We start from the raw sequence: 18,465 nt of genomic DNA on the forward strand, positions 1-18,465 counted from the left end.
GGGCATCGGCATATTGTGAAGGTAGAAGGTGCTAGGCACGTGAGCAAGGAACAGCGCAATCTGCGCGCAGGGGATTCAGCTGAAGCCACCGGGGCGTCCAAACCGCGACGCGATATTGCCAACGATGCCGCAGCGCATGCCTTGCGCCTGCTGGAAAAGGTGCGCAGCGCCAGCGAAGCACGCCTAGCGAAGAGCGAATCGGCCGATCAGGCCCAGAAGCCATTGGCCCCGCATGCGGTGGTGATCGGTGGCGGCATCGCCGGCCTGGTCGCTGCCCGTGAACTTCGCCAGACCGGACACGAAGTGACCGTGCTGGAAGCAACCGCGAACTTCGGTGGCTGCGTGCGCACCACCGAAGTTGCCGGCATGGAGATTGATGCTGGCGCGGAATCCTTCGCCCTGCGTGGCGGCATTGTTTCCTCCTACCTCGACGAGCTGGATCTAGGCGGGCAGATCGCCAGGACCTCCGGAGAGCGGGCCTGGCTCATCCAGGGGGAAGAGCAGGAAATTCATGCTCACCAGATGCCTGCCACCGCAATGCTGGGCATCCCGGGCAATGTGCGCACCGACGAGGTGCGCGGCATCATTGGCCGACCGGCCACCGTGCGTGCCGCAGCGGATCTGATCACGCCAATGAACAAGAAGTGGGCCACGGAGAACCTGACCATCGCTGAAGTGGTCCGTTCCCGCATGGGACAGGCGGTACTGGACCAGCTGGTGGCCCCGGTCATCAACGGCGTCTATTCCACCGACCCTGCCAAGATTTCCATTGACGCCGCCGCGCCTGGCCTGCGCCAAGCCATGCAGGAGACCGGTTCGCTGGCCCGCGCCGTCACCCGGCTGCAGGCTTCGGCTCCGGCTGGTTCCCGTGTGGCTGGCCTCAACGGCGGCATGTACAGCATGGTCGAAGCCCTGGTGTCCCAGCTGGAGCAGGCTGGCGTTGCGCTGGTGCGCAATTCGCCGGTGACCTCCTTGCGCCACGATGCGCAGTCGCCAACTCCGTATGCAGTCACGACCTTGGGCCATGAACTGCTCGCTGACCGGGTAGTTCTCGCGACGCCGGCCGAGCCGGCACTGGACCTGCTGAACCCCCTGCTGGCACCAGAAGAGCGGATCGCCGGCGAAAGCGGTGCCAATGCCATTGCCTTGGCGATCCTGGTGGTCGATAAGCCGGAACTCGATGATGCCCCGCGCGGATCGGGTGTGCTGGTCTCCAGGAACGCCCCGCTGACGGCCAAGGCGCTGACCCATTCCACGGCCAAGTGGCCCTGGCTCGCCGCAGAGGCCGGCCCTGGCACCCACGTACTGCGCCTGTCCTTTGGACGAATCGGCGAACATGAGCAACTTGTCGAATCCGGAGATGATTCAGCTCTCATCGACCAGGCAATCAAAGATGCTTCAAAGATTCTCGGTGTTCAATTGCATCTTGATGATGTCTTGGGAAGCACCGTTTCACGCTTCAGCGACATGGTTCCGCTGCAGGGCCAGGCCGCTACCACGCGCCGCGCGCAACTGCAGCGCAGCCTGTCGGGCTTCGAAGGGCTCGATGTGGTTGGCGCATGGATTGCCGGCACCGGACTGGCGCGAGTTATCGCCCAAGCCCGCAGTGCCGTCGCGATCAGCGCCCGCTAACCGCACCCGGGCCAACTATCCTGGACTTTTGTCCGAAACCAGATCAAGGAGAATATCAAGTGAGCAACGCACCGGAGCATAATTCCCCAGTAATTCGTGAACGCGAAAATGCAGGAGAAAACCCGACGTTCTTCTACACTCTCTGGACCATTTTCAAGCGTTCGGAAATTGTCGAGCGTTCCGAGGCTGCTGCCGCTGAATTCGATGCGCTGGTCGCCGAGCTGGCCGCCGAAGGCGCCACCGTGCGCGGCATCTACGACGTTTCGGCCATGCGCGAGGACGCTGACGTGATGTTCTGGGTGCACGGGCCATCGGCCCAGCTGCTGCAGGCATCGATGCGCAAGATCCGCCGTTCGGCCCTGCTGGCCGGCACCGAAATCGTTTACTCCACCATGGCCGTGCACCGTGAAGCGGAATTCGCCAAGGACCACTCGCCAGCGTTCGCGCGCGGCCTGGATCCGAAGGAATGGATGACCGTTTACCCATTCGTCCGCTCCACCGAGTGGTACACCCTGGATCCGGCGGCCCGCGGCAAGATGCTGCGCGACCACGGCATCCTGGGCCGCGAATTCCCGAACGTGCTGGCCAACACCGTAGCGGCCTTCTCCTTCGGCGACTACGAATGGCAGATCTGCCTCGAAGCCGACGACATGATCGATCTCGTCGACATGATGCGCCACCTGCGCTACACCGAAGCCCGCCACCATGTGCGTGAGGAGACTCCGTTCTACACCGGCCGCCGCATCTCGGCAGCTGAAGCGCTAGAGGTACTGAAGTGAGCCAGGCCTTTGACCCCCGCGAGGGATATGACCGCAACGGCCAGATGATTCCCAAGTCCTACGATGCCATCTTGCTGGCATCCTTCGGCGGACCGGAAGGGCAGGATGATGTCATCCCGTTCCTGCGCAAGGTCACCGAGGGCCGCGGCATCCCTGACGAGCGCCTGGAAGAAGTTGCGGTGCACTACCGCAAGAACGGCGGCGTCTCGCCAATCAACGCGCAGAACCGTGCACTGAAGGCCGCGCTGGAGGCAGAGCTGGCTACCCGCGGCATCGACCTGCCCATTTACTGGGGCAACCGCAACTGGCACCCGTTTATCGACGACACCCTCAAGCAGCTGGCTGCCGACGGCCACCGCAAGGTGCTGCTTATGGGCACCGGCGCCTACTCCGGCTACTCGGCCTGCCGCCAGTACCGCGAGGATGCGGGCATGGGCCTAGTCAACACCGGGCTGGACGGTGTGGTGGAAGTGGACAAGCTGCGCCAGTTCTTCGACACTCCTGCCTTCGTGACGCCCTTTGCGCAGTCCTTGCGTTCCTCGCTGGCCAATGTGCGTGCGCAGCTGGCCGAAGCGGGCAAGGAAGACGGGGCGATCAAGATCGTCTTCGTCACCCACTCCATTCCGATGGCCGACGCCGAGGCCGCAGGACCCGAAGGTATCCGGGCCGCAGGCTACGGGAATCTCTACACCAGCCAGCACCAGGCGGTGGCCAACTACATCCTGTCCCAGGTGGAGGAGGCCAAGGGCCTGGAGCACAGCCTGGTCTACCAGTCCCGCTCCGGGGCACCGCATGTGCCATGGCTGGAACCGGATATCAACGACGCGCTGGAAGAGGATGCCGCAGCCGGTGTCGCCGGCGTCGTGGTCGTGCCCATCGGCTTCATCTCGGACCACATGGAAGTCATGTGGGATCTGGATACCGAAGCCAAGGACAGCTGCGCCCAACTGGGCCTGGCCTTTGACCGCGTCGCCACCCCGGGCACCCACCAGGCGTTCATCTCCGGACTGGTGGACTTGGTCGAAGAACGCCTGGCCGGCCCCGATGGCAAGGCCCTGCGCGCCGGCCGCACCTCGGTTCTCGAATGCGGCCCATGGTTTGATGTCTGCCGTCCGGGCTGCTGCGAGAAGCGCGCCCTGGACGGAACCTTGCGCCCGACCATCGGCGCAGTCGATTCAGAAGTTGGTGTACCCCAGCCATGACCGAAGCATTTCGCGTAGGAACGCGCGGCAGCGCGCTGGCGACCACCCAGACCGGATGGGCCGCGCAGAAGCTGGCCGGGATTTCCGGGTTGGCCGCGCAGACCGTGCTGGTCAAGACCGAAGGCGATGTGGTGACCGGCTCGCTGGCCACCCTCGGAGGCACCGGCGTCTTCGCCGCCGCGCTGCGCCAGCACCTGCTCGATTCCGGCTGCGACCTGGCCGTGCACTCGCTCAAGGACCTGCCCACTGCGCAGCCCGAGGGCTTGGTCCTGGCCTCGATCCCGCCGCGCGAGGATGTCCGCGATGCCCTGTGCTCGCGCGACTCGCTGGGCTTGGACCAGCTGCCCCAGGGTGCGAAGATCGGTACCGGTTCGCCGCGCCGTGCAGCCCAGCTGCTGGCCTACCGCAGCGACTTCGAGATTGTCGATATCCGCGGCAACGTCCCCACCCGCTTAGGCCGGGTCAAGGGTGTCGGGAAGACGCTGGATGATGGCAGCGTGGGCCGCGGCACCCAGGGTGACCTGGACGCGGTGATCCTGGCAGCTGCCGGGATGCGCCGCCTGGGCTTGGACAAGCACATCACCGAGTACCTGGATCCCTCCATCATGCTGCCCGCCCCGGGCCAGGGCGCCTTGGCGCTGGAAACCCGTACCGCGGGCACCGGCCACGGCGCATTGGATGCGGCTCTGGCGCAGTTCGATGATGCCGCCACCCGCATGCAGGTGGAGGCCGAACGTGCGCTGCTCTCCGAATTGGAAGCCGGCTGTGCTGCCCCGATTGGCGCCTTGGCCCATATCGAGGGCGATGAGCTGGTCCTCGAAGCGGTGGCCTGCAACCCCGATGGCTCGCAGACCATGCGCCGCAGTGCGCGGATCTCCTGCAGCACGGCGGATGCAGCACAGCAGCTGGGCCGTTCGCTGGCGCAGTCGATGATCGCTGATGGCGCTGCCGTAGTTGCCGGGCTGGCCTAGTTCCGGACCATGGCTTATCAAGCACTGATCCTGCGCAACCCGGCACGTGCCGCGGCCACCGTGCAGGAATTCGATCGGCTGGGCATCACCTCGTGGTGCGCCCAGCTGATCGAAACTGTTTGGCCCGCCGACCGCAGCGCATTGCAGCGCATGGCCAGCGATCTGGTCGCCGGAGACTACTCCTGGCTGGTCTTCACCTCGGTGAATACCGTCAAGGTGGTGCAGCAGGTGCTGGCTGGAGCGCTCCTGCCGGAGCAGCTGCGTCTGGCCTCGGTTGGAGAGAAGTCCACCGAGGCCATCAAGCGGCACTTGGGCCGCAGCGTGGACTTCGAAGCTGAAGAGCAATCGGCTGCCGGCATGCTTGCGGCATGGATCCCTGAGCCGGGTGCCAGGATCTGCTATCCGCACGGCGATCTGGCCAGCTCCACGCTGGCTGATGGGCTGGGCAAATACCCGGTGCAGGTCAACGAATTCATTGCCTATGAAACCGTGGATGCCCCGGCGCCCGGCACCCCGGTCTCTGAGCCGGAAGCGGCAGCCGGACTCAACGTCCTACCGGCGAACCGGATCGGTGACAGACTGGAAGAACAGGATTTGGTGGTCTTCTCGGCGCCCAGCGTGGTCCGCCGCTTCGTGCAGCTGGCAGGGACGCAGCTGCCCGGGAAGCTGCAGACCATCGCGATTGGCCATCCAACGGCCCGGGCTATGGAGCGTGCCGGGCTGCCGGTGCATGCCGTGGCCTCCGCTCCCACCCCGCAGGGCCTGGCCCGTGCGGCCCAAGATTTGCTCCGGCACCGGTAACTCCGGGACCGGAAGTGTGCACAACGGAATAAGAAGTTATGAGAACTGGAGAAAGAGGAGCCATGGGTTTCCCTCAGCATCGCCCGCGCCGGTTGCGGCAGAATCCTGCCATCCGCCGCCTGGTGGCAGAAAATGAGCTTTCGGCACGCCAACTGATCTTGCCTGCCTTCGTGCGCGAGGGACTGGTCGAACCCAACGAGATCACCTCCATGCCGGGGGTCTACCAGCACACCATGGACTCGCTGAAGGCTGCCGCGGCGTACGCGGCCGAGCTGGGGCTGGGGGGCATCATGCTCTTTGGCATCCCGGAAGTACGCGACGAGAACGGCTCGGCCGGTCTGGACCCGCAGGGCATCTTGAACCGCGGCATTGCCGCGGTGCGCGCCGAGGTAGGCGATGAACTGGTGGTCATGTCCGATGTCTGTCTGGATGAATTCACCTCGCACGGCCATTGCGGCGTGCTCGATGCCCAGGGCAACGTGGATAACGATGCCACCTTGGAAATCTACGGTCAGATGGCCGTGGCCCAGGCCGAAGCCGGCGCCCACATGCTGGGCCCGTCGGGCATGATGGACGGCCAGATCGGTGTCATCCGCCAGGCACTGGATGCTGCCGGGCGCCAGGATGTCTCCATCCTCGCCTACAGCGCCAAGTACGCCAGCGCTTTCTACGGCCCGTTCCGCGAGGCAGTGGACTCCCAGCTGGTGGGGGACCGCCGCACCTACCAGATGGATTCGGCCAACCGCAGCGAAGCGGTGCTGGAAGCTGAACTGGATATTGCCGAAGGCGCGGACATGATCATGGTCAAGCCGGCCATGAGCTACCTGGATATCGTGCGCGATATTGCCGATATTTCCCCAGTTCCAGTCTCCGCCTACCAGATTTCCGGCGAGTACTCGATGATCGAGGCCGCCGCCGCCAACGGCTGGATTGACCGCAAGGCGTCCGTGCTTGAATCGCTGCTGTCGATCAAGCGCTCCGGTGCCCAGCAGATCCTCACCTACTATGCAGCCGAAGTTGCCGGCTGGCTCAAGGAAGGCAAGTAATAACATGTCGAACTCTGAAAAGCTTTTCGCCGAAGCCCGCGAAGTCATGCCAGGTGGCGTGAACTCCCCGGTGCGCGCCTTCGGTTCGGTCGGCGGTGTTCCTCCATTCATGGTCGGTGCCAAGGGCGCATACCTGACCGACGCCGACGGCAAGGAGTATGTCGACCTGGTGTGCTCATGGGGTCCGGCACTGCTGGGCCACGCCCACCCGGAGATCCAGGCTGCCGTGCACGCGGCCGTGGACCGCGGTTTGTCCTTCGGCGCATCCACTCCGGATGAGGCCAAGCTCGGCGCGCTGATCAAGTCCCGCATGGGCGGGGTGGAACGCGTGCGCATGGTCTCCACCGGCACCGAAGCCACCATGACCGCCGTCCGCCTGGCCCGCGGCTACACCGGCCGTGACCTTGTCATCAAGTTCTCCGGCTGCTACCACGGCCACCTCGATGGCCTGCTGGCCGACGCCGGCTCGGGTGTTGCCACCCTGGCCTTGCCAGGTTCCGCCGGCGTGACCGCTGCCACGGCAGCAGAGACCTTGGTGCTGCCCTATAACGACCGCGCCGCCATCGAGGCGGCCTTCGCCGAGCACGGTGCGAATATCGCTGCGGTGATTACCGAATCTGCTCCGTGCAACATGGGTGTCGTAGTTCCAGAGGACGGATTCAACAAGTTCCTGAAGGAAACTACCGCCAAGCACGGCGCGCTGCTGATCCTCGACGAGGTCCTCACCGGCTTCCGCGCTTCCTCATCGGGCTACTGGGGCCTGACCGGCAAGGAAGAGGGCTGGAACGCAGACCTCTACACCTTCGGCAAGGTCATCGGCGGCGGTTTGCCCACCGCGGCCCTGGGCGGACGCGCTGAGGTCATGGACTACCTGGCACCATTGGGTCCGGTCTACCAGGCAGGCACGCTGTCGGGCAACCCGGTAGCGATGGCTGCCGGCATCGCCCAGCTGACCCACGCGACCGAGGACGTCTACGCGCACCTGGCCAAGCAGTCCGAGGCGCTGCAGGGTGCCATCACCGAATCCTTCAATGCTGCTGGCCTGGACCACTCGATCCAGCGCGCCGGTACCTTGTTCTCGGTAGCTTTCGGCACCTCCGAAAGGGGAGTGCGCAACTACGCTGACGCGCAGGGGCAGGAAGCCTTCCGCTATGCACCGTTCTTCCACTCGATGCTGGACTCCGGGGTGTACCTGCCGCCAAGCGTCTTCGAAGCATGGTTCGTCTCGGCGGCCCATGATGATGCCGCAATGGAGAAGATCTTCGCGGCCCTCCCAGCAGCTGCCCGGGCCGCTGCGGCCGCCACGGCCTAATTGCAGGCTCCCGAGGGCAACAGCCAGGGCCAGGCAGGCACCGTGAGGTGCTTGCCTGGCCCTGGCTCATTTAAGCCTGGAAAGACGGTGGGAAACGGAACTGCCCGAGTTCCGTATACGGAACTCGGGCAGTCAAGGTTCAAGCGTTCGGGAATGCCCCGTGGCTGGAAACCGGATTAGAAAGCGGCGATAACGCTGCCGTCGGTCCAGGTCTTCTCGATGTAATCGCGGACCTCATCGGAGTGCAACAGCTCTTCAAGCTTCGCAACAGCCGGGGTCTCTTCGCCGTCGCGCCAGGTCAGGAAGTTGGCGTTGGGGTTGTTCGCGCCCGACTCCTGGGCAAGCATCTCTGCTTTGTCCAGCTTGGCCTGGACGATGTAGTTGCCGTTGATGACCGCCAAGCCGATGGAATCATCGGACTTGTAGTACTGGACGACCTGCTCGGCGTTGGCGTCAGTGATTTCGAGGTTCAGCGGGTTCTTGTCCGCGTTGCCGTTGACGGTCAGCAGGGAATCATCATCGCTGAGGTTCTGCAGCAGCCCTGCTTCTTCCAGGACGCGCATGCCGCGGATCTGATTCACCGGGTCGTTGTTCAGCAGTACCTTGGTGCCTTCTGCGACGTCCTTGGCGTCCTTGAACTTCTTCGAGAAGACGGTCATTGGCTCCACATGAACGCCAGCGCCGTGCGCGAACTCGTAGCCCTTTTCCTTCATCTCGGTAGCCAGGTAGGCCTCGGTCTGGAAGTAGTTGGCATCCAGCGAGCCGTCGGCAAGTCCGGTGTTCGGGGTGACGTAGTCATCGATCTCCATGACTTCCAAGTCGATGCCGGCTTCCTTCGCCAAGTTCTCATCGATGAAGTTCAGGATGTCTGCCTGTGGGACCGGGCTGGCGCCTACCTTGATAACCGTAGGGTTTGCCGGATCCAGGGTCGCTGCAGCATCAGCAGTTGGTTCGCTGCTGCCGCAAGCAGTCAGGGCGAATGCGGTGGCAACACCGGTGATGGCGAGTGCGAGTTTCTTGCGCATAACTTGTCTTTCCTTAGGTAGAGCCGTGAGGCACGATGCGAGTGGATTTGCCGTGTCCTCAGCGGTTCCACGGCTCCGCCGGATAGACCGGCGGAAGTTTTGACTAGCGGTGATCGACCTTGCGGGCGATCGCATCACCGATGACCTGCACCAGCTGGACCATGATCACGATAATCACGATGGTCGCAAGCATGATGGGCATGTTGTAGCGGACGTAGCCGTAGTTGTAGGCCAGACGACCCAAACCGCCACCGCCTACCAAGCCAGCCATCGCGGAGTAGCCGATCAAGGTCACCAGAGTGGTGGTGACGGCCGAAATGATGCCGGGCATGGCTTCAGGCACCAGGACCTTGCGAATGGTTTGCAGCTTGGTGGAACCCATCACCAGCGCGGCATCGACCTTGCCAGCGGAAACATCGCGCAAGGCGGTTTCCACCAGGCGGGCGAAAAATGGGACCGTGCCGATGGTCAAAGAGACCGAGGCAGCGATCGGGCCCAGCGCGGTGCCGATGAGCATCGCGGCGAACGGAATCAGGGCGACCATTAAGATGGCGAACGGGACGGAACGGGTGATGTTCACGATCACCGTGGAGAGAATCGCGTTTAGCCAGCGGACCGGCGCCAGTCCGCCTTTGCCAGTGACATGCAGCAAGATACCCAGCAGCAGTCCGATGATCACGGTGATCACACCTGAGATCAAGACCATCTGCAGGGTTTCGACGGTCGCTTGGCCTACGGCCTTGAGTACGGTGGGGGTGAAGAAATCCATTGCTTACTTGGCTCCCTTCACGGTTACGGCGATGCCGGTGGACTTCAGGTGGTTCACGATTGCATCCAGATCCGCGTCGGGAGCCAGCTGCAGGCGCAAGTGCGCGTACTGCTGGTTGCCAAGCTGCTCGACCGAACCAGCCAAGACATTGACATCGGTATTGAACAAGCGGGCAATGGAAGAGATGACAGGCTGGGTCGCCTGGCCGCCGGTGTAGAGCAGGTCCAGGATCGGTCCTTCGCCCTCGATGCGTGGTGCGTCGCCCGGAAGCGGGAGCAACGTGGAAGCCAAAGTGCCTTCGGCGTTGGTGATGACCTGTTCGATATTGCCGTGCTCCACGATCTTGCCGCCTTCCAGCAGCGAAACGGAATCGCAGGCTTGCTTCACGACGTGCATTTCGTGGGTAATGATCAGCACGGTGATGTTCAACCGATCGCGCAGTTTCTTGACCAAATCGAGGATTTCATCGGTGGTCTTCGGATCCAAGGCACTGGTCGGCTCATCACAGAGCAGGACATCCGGATCGGTGGCCAGCGCCCGGGCGATACCAACGCGCTGGCGCTGGCCACCGGAAAGCTGGGATGGGTACCCTTTGGCGAACCTGGTCAGGCCCACGAGCTCCAGGAGTTCAGCGACCTTGGCATCAATTTCGGCTTTGGGCATGCCACCAAGCTCCAGCGGGTATGCCACATTCTGCTCGGTGGTGCGCGAGTCGAAGAGGTTCGCGTGCTGGAAAACCATGCCAATTCGACGTCGCGCATTCCGTAACTCGTCGGTGCTGACGTTGGTCAGCTCCTTGCCGTTAACGGCAACGGTTCCGGATGTGGGCTGGTCGAGCAAGGTCAAGCAACGGACGAGAGTGGATTTACCCGCTCCGGAATGTCCGACGATGCCATGAATTTTCCCGGTAGGGACTTCAAGGCTGACACCATCAAGGGCAACAACATCCTTGCCGTCTTGCTGGTAGACCTTGCGCAGGTCACTGACTGTGATCACTAGGCGTGTTCCTTCAGATTCTCAAAGGGTGTAGAGAGTACCCTCCATTGAATCATCATCGAACAAAATCGCCCGAATCAAGGGGAAATTACAGTCAAGATTCTTAGTATGAGGCCTTAATGGGGGAGCCTTCGAATATAATTTGTTGATTTGTGACAGAAAATGAACGATTGGCTTCCGCATGGTGGTCGCGAGGCCTGTTGACCCCATGTGAAACGGGGCACAAGAAGCTGATTATTTCAATCTTTACGACTCGGTGATAGGCCAAGCGCCGTCGACAACAGCTTCAGGCTTCGTCTTGCGCAAGTATTTCTGGAAACTTTCTGCCTGTTCTTTCGCCCAACCGATCTGCCAGCCGTGCAGCACCATCGGATCTACTTGCAACTGCGGATAGCGTTCGCCCAGCTGGCGAGCGACCTCGACGCAGGCAACTGCATCGGCCAACGAGGTGTGCGCATTTTCGAGGACTACACCGTAGAACTCGCAAGCCGCCGCAAGGGTGCGCTTCCCCTTGCGGAACTTGTCAACCTGCTTGTCGATGATGAACGGATCGATCACATTGCCCGGGAAAAACGGCTCAAGGTCGTAGCGAACGGCTTCGCTGTAGAGCACTGAGAAATCGTACGAAGCATTAAAAGCAACGATTGGCGCTTGCTCCGAGGCGAACTTCAGCAAATTCAAGATCTCCTGAACGGACTGTTTCGCCGGGGCACCGTCGGCGCGGGCTTTCTCGGTGGAGATTCCGTGAACTGCGGCCGCGGCCTCTGGAATCTCGACCCCGGGGTTTACCAGCCACTCGCGGTTGTTCACCACTTTGCCATCGGCATCCAGCAAGACAACCGATGCCGTAACGATGCGTGCAGTATTGGTATCAACACCAGTGGTTTCCAAATCAAAGCCAATTGCCAGGCCCTTGTGCCATTCAGTCATGGATATAACGCTACAGCCAAGGCGGGACAGGACGGCCCTGCGAATTGCGTGTTGTGGAGTCCTGCAAGCTAATTGGCAGAATAGGGCTATGACATCTGACGCAGCCGAAAAGCCCCTGGACTATTCAGAGGCGGTGCATCGCCTCGCAGCACTCGTCCCGGCAGGGGCGGTGCTCAGCTACAAGGACGTGGCAGAACTTCTCGGAAGCGGGGGAGCACGCCAAACGGGCAAGGCGATGGCAAGCGCGCCGGAAGGGACACCATGGTGGCGGATTATCCGCTCCAACGGTTCCATGGCCGATGCGCTTGCCGAAGCAGCAGAACGGCACTGGATCGCAGAAGAACTGGCAGCACCTGGCCGTCACGTGAACATGAATAGATACCGCTGGAACCCCAACGACTGGGCGTGGGAAAAAATTGACGCGCTGCGTACGGCGCTGGGCAACCCCAAAATGTCCGAGATGGATGATCAACTATGAGTATGGAAGAGACCCGAAGCCAGCCCCGCGAAGAAGCCACCTCGGTCCTTGGCCACTTGCATTCGGTGGAAAGCCCGGTCCTGGTCACTGGGGCTCCGGGTACCGGCAAGACCCATCTGCTCATCGACACCGCGGTGGCGCACCTTGACGCCGGGCTCGATCCGCAGGCCCTCTTGATCATCGGGCCAACTCGACTGACCGCTGCCTCGATCCGTGATGAGCTCAGCCGCCGAGCAGAACGGACTTTCACCGAACCGGTGGTTCGCACCTGGTCGGCTTATGCCTTTGACTTGATCCGCCGTGCCCGCGTTGAAGGACTCTTGCCCCAGCTCGAACGCATTCCCCGCTTGCTCTCCGGTCCGGAACAGGACACCCTCATCGGCCACCTGCTGGAAGGCCATGCCGAAGGCCTCACCGAAGGACCGCAGTGGCCAAGCGAACTGGCGCTGGCAGTAGGGACTCGCGGCTTCCGCAAGGAAATCCGCGAGTTCTTCGACCGTGTTTCAGAGCTGGGATTGGAACCTGCAGACATCGCTGACCTCGGCCAGCAAGCCAACCGCCCCGAATGGCACGCTGCTGCGCTGTTCTACCAGGAATACCGCGACCTGCTGGACTTGGGCAGCGCCGAAGCCTTCGACCCGGCAGGGCTGATTACCCGGGCGGCACAAATTCTGGAAGACAATGAAGCGTTCCTGCACGCAGAACAGGACCGGTTGGCCCTGATCCTCGTGGATGACCTGCAAGAAGCCACCCTGTCGCAGCACCGCCTCCTGGCTCTGCTCGGCAAGGACCGCGCCATGGTCGCTTTCGCTGCACCCGACAGCGTAGTTCAGGGATTCCGCGGTGCCCGCACCGATGAATTGCATCGTTTCGCACAGAATTACGCGAGTGCTGGCGAAGCGACCTGCCTCGAACTGACCCACGGCTATCGAATGTCTGGACAGATCACCGAGGCATGGAAACGGATCGTCAGCCGCGTGCCGCTGGCTGCAGGCTTGCGCGGACGAGCTATTGAGCCGTTGAACGTGCCGGAACACGAACTGTGCCAGGCACTGGTATTCGAGAATTCCACCTTGGAAGAACGTTTCATTGCCCAGCGGATAGTGCATCTGAACCTCTACGAGAACCGCAGCCTCGCTGAAATTGCGATTGTGGTGCGCAACGGTTCACAGGTGCGCTCCTTCAGCCGTTTTCTTGAAGGCCAGGGAATCGGCGTGCAGGTGCCGCCGGCCGAAATTCCATTGAAGGATGAAGGTGCGGTCCGTCCGCTGCTTGACCTGTTGAACTTGGCGTTCAGCGATTCTGTCACCGATGACCCGCTCCTGATGCAGAACCTGCTGCTGTCGCGTTATGGGATGAGCACTGCCTTGGAAATCCGCCGGATCCGCCAGCTCTTGCGCCAGCAGGAAGCCGCAGCCGGCGGACGCCGCTCCAGCCAGGAGTTGCTTGAATCCTGCCTGCGTGAACCGGCAATGGCCGAGAAATTGGGCAAGCCGGGTTACGGATTGAACCGGCTGCTGAAGATGTACTCCGCGCTGCAAGACGAACTGGCCAGCGGAACCGCTACACCGGAAACAGCGCTCTGGGTGATGTGGGAGGCCTCGGGCCGGGCAAAGGCCTGGCGCGAAGAGGCCCTGGGCACCGGCACTGCCGCCCGCCGCGCAGATCATGACCTGGATGCTGTCCTGTCGCTTTTCCAAGCCGCAGAACGTTTTGTGGATCAGCTTCCCGGCGCCAGCGTCCAGCAGTTCATCGAGCACATCTTGCAGCAGGAATTGCCCATGGACTCCTTGGCAACCCGTGCTGCCGGTGGGCAAACCGTCACGGTTCTCACTACCGCTGCCGCTGCCGGAAAGCAATGGCCAGTGGTCTTTATCCCCGGGCTGCAAGAAGGCTCCTGGCCCAACCTCCGGCTCCGTGGCGAGCTGCTCGGTTCCAATGCGCTCGCCGACGCCGCGGAGCATGGCATTGAATTCCTGGCCACCCGAACGCCAACGCATCTGGTACGCCAAATCCGCAACGACGAATTGCGCAGCTTCAGCAATGCCGTCTCCCGTGCTGGAGACCAGCTGATTTGCACGGCGGTCGATAACGAAGACAGCCAGCCTTCCTCTTTCCTGGATCTGGTCGAGCCACCGGGGCCAGAAGGCAGGGAACCAACCGCGGTTCCGCGCATCCGTTCGCTTCCAACCTTGGTGGCAGAGCTGCGCAGCACCGCCGAGAGAGCCAGGGCCGCCGGCCTTGGGGCAGCGCCAGCGCCGGACGATGTGGAAGCAGCTAACCTGTACCAGGACGCCACCCACGTGCTTGGACGCCTGGCTCAGGCAGAGCGCCCGGTGCGAGGAGCGCATCCAAGTTCCTGGTGGGGGTTGCGCGAACTGACTACCCATGAACCGGTTATCCCGGAAGACCAGCCTCGGCGGGTGTCACCGTCGAAGGTGGAAACCCTGGTGAAATCGCCGCTGAACTGGTTTGTGCAAAGCGCTGGTGGAACCGCTGCCCGCGATTTCGCGGCCTCCTTGGGTACGCTGATCCACTCCATCGCCGAAGAGCATCCCGATGCAAGCGGAAGCGAATACCAGCAGATCCTGGAGCAACGCTGGCCAGAGCTGGAAAAACTGGAGAACTGGGAAGGTCAAAGGGACTTCGACCGTGCCAATAGCATGCTCAAGAAGTTCGCCGCCTACTGCGTCACCATGCGCCAAGAAGGACGCGAACTGGTGGCTCGCGAGATGCCGTTCCAGATCGAGGTCCCGGCCCCTGACGGCACGCATATCCAGCTTCGCGGAATTATCGACCGCGTCGAAGCTGACGCCAACGGCAAGGTGAGGGTCGTTGACCTGAAAACCGGTTCCACTGCGCCATCCAAGGACGCAACCTTGGAACACCCGCAGCTAGGCGTCTACCAAACCGCAATCCAGCTCGGCGCGTTGCAAGATCACGAGGAAACTGCAGGACTCCCGGATGAGCCAGCCGGCGCATCCTTGGTCTACGTCGGTACCAGCACCAAGGGCGCCTCGGTCCGTGAACAACCATCAATTGGTGAAGGGGACTGGGCCCGCGCGCTCATCTTCGAAGCTGCCTCGCTGATGGGAAACAGTGAATTCATCACCCGGCACGTTTCGGGAGCCGCAGGGATCCTCGGCAACTGCACGCTGCCTGAAATCTGCCCTTTGTGCGCCCAAGGACGACAGGTCACCGAACCATGAGCAATATCAGATTCACTCCAGAAGAACTCTCCGCAGCCCTGGGCGAGCAGTTTCCGCCCACCGCGCAGCAGGCTGAGATAGTCGCTGCGCCATTGGAACCGATGCTGGTCATCGCCGGCGCCGGCTCGGGCAAGACCAAAACCATGGCGGATAAAGTCGTCTGGCTGGTAGCCAACCAGCTGGTCCGGCCGGAAGAGATTCTCGGGGTGACCTTTACCCGCAAGGCAGCGGGAGAGCTTTCCGTGCGTATCCGTGCCAAGATCGCGCAGCTTGTGGCCACCGGTCTGCTCAGCCCAGAAGAAACCCGGGACTTCCTTGACCCTGCGGTATCCACCTACCACTCCTACGCCAACACCCTGGTCCAAGACCATGGGCTGCGGCTTGGCCTTGAAGAAGACAGTGCCTTGTTGGGCGCGGCCCAATCATGGCAGGTGGCCCACTCGGTGCTGGAAAGATACACCGGCAACTACGAGCACCTGAACAGTGCCACCAGCACACTGATTGATGCCATCGTTTCCTTCAGTTCGGAAGCATCCGAGCACTTGGTCACCGCACCTGAGGCCCATCAGTGGATTGATGACCTGGTGGCACGCCTGCGCACCTTGCCGATGGACGCAGAGAAGCCCAAGAAAACTACCCAAGCAGCCCTCAAGCTCATCGACAAGCTGGCTTCACGTGCCACCATCGCTGAGTTGGCTGAAGAGTACGCCCGGGAAAAGAAGCGCCTCGGGGTGATGGACTACGGCGACTTGGTGGCCCACGCAGCGCGTATCGCCCAGGAGGTGCCGGCAGCTGCGCTCGCCGAACGGGCTAGCCACAAGGTGGTGCTGCTGGATGAATTCCAGGACACCTCGCACGCGCAGATGGTGCTCTTCTCTCAACTCTATGGCGAAGGCCATCCGGTCACCGCGGTGGGTGACCCTAACCAATCCATCTACGGATTCCGCGGGGCTAGTGCCGGTCAGCTGTTCCGATTCCCAGAAGTCTTCCCGATTGTTCGGGACACAGGCCGGGACGTCGCCCACGTGAAGCACCTGACCATCGCATGGCGCAATACCGTCAACGTGCTCGCGGCAGCGAATAGCATCACTGCCGGCGGGCCGCAGCATCAAGGCCCGGTCTCGGTCAAGCCCTTGGATTCCTCGGCGCATGCCAAGCCAGGTCGTGTGGTGCTCAACCGTTGCGCAACGGTTCGCGACGAGGCAGACGCCATAGCCGACATGATTGTTGCCGAGAATAGGGCATCTTCCGAGCCGAAGACCAGTGCGGTGCTCTCGCGAAATCGTACCCAGTTGAGCATCATGGGCGAGGTGCTCGCTGAGCGGGGCATCAAATACCAGCTCGTGGGACTATCCGGATTGCTGAGCACCCCTGAGCTCACCGACCTGGTCTCGTACCTGCACGTGCTGGTTGACCCGCTGCGCTCCGACAAGCTCATGCGCTTATTGGCTGGAGCGCGCTGGCGGCTGGGTGCCGCAGACCTGATGGCCTTCGCCGATTGGTCCCGCCAGCTGGAACGGCGGCGAGCCCGCGGGCTGCAGCCAGACCCGGCAGAAAGCGAAGAGGCGCAGAGCCCCGAAGAAGCAGTGACCGAGGCGGCCCGCGCCGAACTCAATGATGCGGCCAGCCTCGTCGAAGCACTGGACTTCCTGCCCAGGGAAGGGTGGACCAGCAATGACGGCAGGACCATTAGCGCAGCGGGCTACGAGCGCTTGGCGGCCCTGCGCGATGAACTCGCCGGCCTGCGGCTGCTGGCCAATGACGACCTTGAAACGCTGATTCGCGAGACCGAACGCGCCATGAACCTGGACATCGAGGTGGCTGCCCGTCCGTGGATATCTCGAGACAAGGCGCGAGCCAACCTCGATGCCTTCGCCGATGTGGTACGCGAATACTGCCGCAATGCGCCACGCGTTGAACTGTCCGGCTTCTTGATGTGGCTGGAACAGGCCGCCGAAAAGGAAAAGGGACTACCGCTGCCAAGCGAAGATGCTGACCCCGCGGCAGTCCAATTGCTGACGGTTCACGCGTCCAAGGGATTGGAATGGGACATCGTGGCGGTGATGACCTTGAACGACGGGGTGTTCCCGGGTTCCAAATCCGACCGGTGGACCAGCGGTGACAAAGCGCTGCCCTGGGAAATCCGTGGCGACGCCCGCGACCTGCCCCAATGGGACACCGAACAGCCGGCCTTGAAGGAACTGCTGGAAGCCGAATCGGTCTTCAAGGACCAGGTAGAGGACCACCACATTGCCGAAGAGCGTCGCCTGGCCTATGTTGCGGTGACCCGCGCCAAGTCATTGCTGATTTGCAGTAGCAGCGTCTGGACGAGCACCCGTACCAAGCCAACCGAGCCATCAGAATTCTTCACCTGTTTGCTTCCGCTGGCCGAAGGCGAGGAACCCCAGGCGGAGATCGGGGTCTGGGTGAAGGACGAAGAAGCGCCGGAACAAAACCCGAGCACTTTGACGCCCCTTGAAGCGCTGTGGCCGTACGATCCATTGGAAGGCCCCGTCGTCACGGGGGGAGTGCAAAAGACTCCATACCCGTATTCACGGCGCAATGTCATTGCGGAAGTGGCGAAGGATCTCGAATCCGTTCCAACAGATCATGAGCCGCTGACCAGCTTCGGGAGGCAGTGGGCTGAAGAAGCCGAGAAACTTCTAGGCCAGCGCGAGTTCTTGGCTGGCCGTGAGCGCAGCATCGAGGCACCAGAGCATGTGCGTGCTTCATTGTTTGTCGAGCTGGCCGAGGACCCGGTTGGGGTACTGGAAAACCTTCGACGCCCGGTGCCGCGTCGACCGGGGCTCGCTGCACGGCGCGGTACCGCGTTCCATGCCTGGATTGAAGAGTTCTACGAGAAGACGTCAATGCTTGATCTGGGAGACCTGCAGGATCCGGCAGATGGCTATCTTGATGAGGCGCTGGACCTTGAATCCATGAAGGAAGCGTTCCTATGCAGCGAATGGTCCAAGCTGCAGCCGGCCTATGTCGAGGTTCCATTGGAGACCCGTGTGGGTCCGGTGGCTGTGCGTGGCCGCATTGATGCCGTCTTCCGGATGGACGACGGTACGTGGCTGATGCTGGACTGGAAAACCGGTCGAGTTCCTAGCGGCAAGGATCTGAAGAGCAAGCTGGTCCAGCTCGCGGTGTATCGTCTGGGCTGGTCACGCCTGCACGGAATCCCGCTAGAGGAGATCAAGGCCGCCTTCTACTATGTGGCGGCGGGCATTACGATCCACGCGGAGTATCTCTCCGATGAGCAAGAACTGGAACAGATGATCAGCAGCGCGTTTGAACAGCTCGAAGGCTAGC

Annotated in this window: 14 protein-coding genes; 10 read left to right on the forward strand and 4 right to left on the reverse strand. The window is 62.2% G+C overall.

Translation table 11 applies throughout. The features are described 5' to 3' along the window. Positions 1-39 precede the first annotated feature (39 nt). The 7 genes from hemG (at position 40) to hemL (ending at position 7,743) form a co-directional block, all read left to right on the forward strand. On the forward strand, positions 40-1,632 hold the full coding sequence (gene hemG, locus ACIOTN_RS02380) for a protoporphyrinogen oxidase (protein WP_402734760.1): 1,593 nt from the start codon (positions 40-42) through the stop codon (positions 1,630-1,632). Between the two features lie 92 nt (positions 1,633-1,724). After that, positions 1,725-2,411, forward strand: coding sequence for a hydrogen peroxide-dependent heme synthase (gene hemQ / locus ACIOTN_RS02385; RefSeq protein WP_105657676.1), 687 nt, complete (start codon positions 1,725-1,727; stop codon positions 2,409-2,411). Beyond that, a complete protein-coding gene (locus tag ACIOTN_RS02390) occupies positions 2,408-3,613 on the forward strand; it encodes a ferrochelatase (RefSeq protein ID WP_133833702.1) in 1,206 nt (401 codons plus the stop codon). The genes hemQ and ACIOTN_RS02390 overlap by 4 nt, the downstream gene beginning before the upstream one ends. After that, positions 3,610-4,584, forward strand: a complete 975-nt coding sequence (hemC, locus tag ACIOTN_RS02395) for a hydroxymethylbilane synthase (RefSeq protein ID WP_133833703.1) — start codon at positions 3,610-3,612, stop codon at positions 4,582-4,584. The genes ACIOTN_RS02390 and hemC overlap by 4 nt, the downstream gene beginning before the upstream one ends. 9 nt (positions 4,585-4,593) lie before the next feature. Then, positions 4,594-5,385, forward strand: coding sequence for a uroporphyrinogen-III synthase (locus ACIOTN_RS02400; RefSeq protein WP_133833704.1), 792 nt, complete (start codon positions 4,594-4,596; stop codon positions 5,383-5,385). A 62-nt stretch (positions 5,386-5,447) separates the two neighbouring features. Next, positions 5,448-6,431: a porphobilinogen synthase gene (gene hemB, locus ACIOTN_RS02405; protein ID WP_105657510.1), complete on the forward strand. Its 984-nt coding sequence runs from the start codon at positions 5,448-5,450 to the stop codon at positions 6,429-6,431. Positions 6,432-6,435: 4 nt separating this feature from the next. Next, positions 6,436-7,743 carry a glutamate-1-semialdehyde 2,1-aminomutase gene (gene hemL, locus ACIOTN_RS02410; RefSeq protein ID WP_400288341.1) on the forward strand — a complete coding sequence of 436 codons (1,308 nt, stop codon included), beginning with the start codon at positions 6,436-6,438 and terminating at the stop codon, positions 7,741-7,743. A gap of 176 nt (positions 7,744-7,919) precedes the next feature. Here the strand turns inward: hemL and ACIOTN_RS02415 are convergent, their stop codons facing one another. The 4 genes from ACIOTN_RS02415 to ACIOTN_RS02430 all read right to left on the reverse strand — a co-directional run bounded on the left by ACIOTN_RS02415 (position 7,920) and on the right by ACIOTN_RS02430 (position 11,463). After that, entirely contained in the window at positions 7,920-8,768 is an 849-nt protein-coding gene (locus tag ACIOTN_RS02415; RefSeq protein ID WP_105657508.1) for a MetQ/NlpA family ABC transporter substrate-binding protein, read from the reverse strand. A 103-nt stretch (positions 8,769-8,871) separates the two neighbouring features. Beyond that, the gene (locus ACIOTN_RS02420) at positions 8,872-9,537 is read right to left on the reverse strand and encodes a methionine ABC transporter permease (protein WP_105657507.1); all 666 of its coding nucleotides are present in this window, start codon (positions 9,535-9,537) and stop codon (positions 8,872-8,874) included. Positions 9,538-9,540: 3 nt separating this feature from the next. Next, on the reverse strand, positions 9,541-10,533 hold the full coding sequence (locus ACIOTN_RS02425) for a methionine ABC transporter ATP-binding protein (RefSeq protein ID WP_105657506.1): 993 nt from the start codon (positions 10,531-10,533) through the stop codon (positions 9,541-9,543). A gap of 246 nt (positions 10,534-10,779) precedes the next feature. Next, positions 10,780-11,463: a 3'-5' exonuclease gene (locus ACIOTN_RS02430; protein WP_105657505.1), complete on the reverse strand. Its 684-nt coding sequence runs from the start codon at positions 11,461-11,463 to the stop codon at positions 10,780-10,782. A gap of 88 nt (positions 11,464-11,551) precedes the next feature. On the opposite strand from ACIOTN_RS02430, the gene ACIOTN_RS02435 reads away from it, so the two are divergent. The 3 genes from ACIOTN_RS02435 to ACIOTN_RS02445 are packed head-to-tail and all read left to right on the forward strand — an operon-like array spanning position 11,552 to position 18,464. Continuing rightward, entirely contained in the window at positions 11,552-11,941 is a 390-nt protein-coding gene (locus ACIOTN_RS02435) for an MGMT family protein (RefSeq protein ID WP_166650728.1), read from the forward strand. Continuing rightward, positions 11,938-15,150: an ATP-dependent DNA helicase gene (locus ACIOTN_RS02440; protein ID WP_133833705.1), complete on the forward strand. Its 3,213-nt coding sequence runs from the start codon at positions 11,938-11,940 to the stop codon at positions 15,148-15,150. The genes ACIOTN_RS02435 and ACIOTN_RS02440 overlap by 4 nt, the downstream gene beginning before the upstream one ends. Next, positions 15,147-18,464: an ATP-dependent DNA helicase gene (locus ACIOTN_RS02445; protein WP_105661508.1), complete on the forward strand. Its 3,318-nt coding sequence runs from the start codon at positions 15,147-15,149 to the stop codon at positions 18,462-18,464. Before ACIOTN_RS02440 ends, ACIOTN_RS02445 begins: the two co-directional genes overlap by 4 nt. The last annotated feature ends 1 nt before the right edge of the window (position 18,465 follow it).

It is taken from the genome of Glutamicibacter sp. NPDC087661, assembly GCF_044743275.1.
Classification (GTDB): domain Bacteria; phylum Actinomycetota; class Actinomycetes; order Actinomycetales; family Micrococcaceae; genus Glutamicibacter.

Coding starts and splice junctions, on each gene's coding strand:
- hemC (WP_133833703.1), top strand. CDS start 3,610: ATGACCGAAGCATTTCGCGTAGGAACGCGCGGCAGCGCGCTGGCGACC.
- ACIOTN_RS02400 (WP_133833704.1), top strand. CDS start 4,594: ATGGCTTATCAAGCACTGATCCTGCGCAACCCGGCACGTGCCGCGGCC.
- hemB (WP_105657510.1), top strand. CDS start 5,448: ATGGGTTTCCCTCAGCATCGCCCGCGCCGGTTGCGGCAGAATCCTGCC.
- hemL (WP_400288341.1), top strand. CDS start 6,436: ATGTCGAACTCTGAAAAGCTTTTCGCCGAAGCCCGCGAAGTCATGCCA.
- ACIOTN_RS02415 (WP_105657508.1), bottom strand. CDS start 8,768: ATGCGCAAGAAACTCGCACTCGCCATCACCGGTGTTGCCACCGCATTC.
- ACIOTN_RS02420 (WP_105657507.1), bottom strand. CDS start 9,537: ATGGATTTCTTCACCCCCACCGTACTCAAGGCCGTAGGCCAAGCGACC.
- ACIOTN_RS02430 (WP_105657505.1), bottom strand. CDS start 11,463: ATGACTGAATGGCACAAGGGCCTGGCAATTGGCTTTGATTTGGAAACC.
- ACIOTN_RS02435 (WP_166650728.1), top strand. CDS start 11,552: ATGACATCTGACGCAGCCGAAAAGCCCCTGGACTATTCAGAGGCGGTG.
- ACIOTN_RS02440 (WP_133833705.1), top strand. CDS start 11,938: ATGAGTATGGAAGAGACCCGAAGCCAGCCCCGCGAAGAAGCCACCTCG.
- ACIOTN_RS02445 (WP_105661508.1), top strand. CDS start 15,147: ATGAGCAATATCAGATTCACTCCAGAAGAACTCTCCGCAGCCCTGGGC.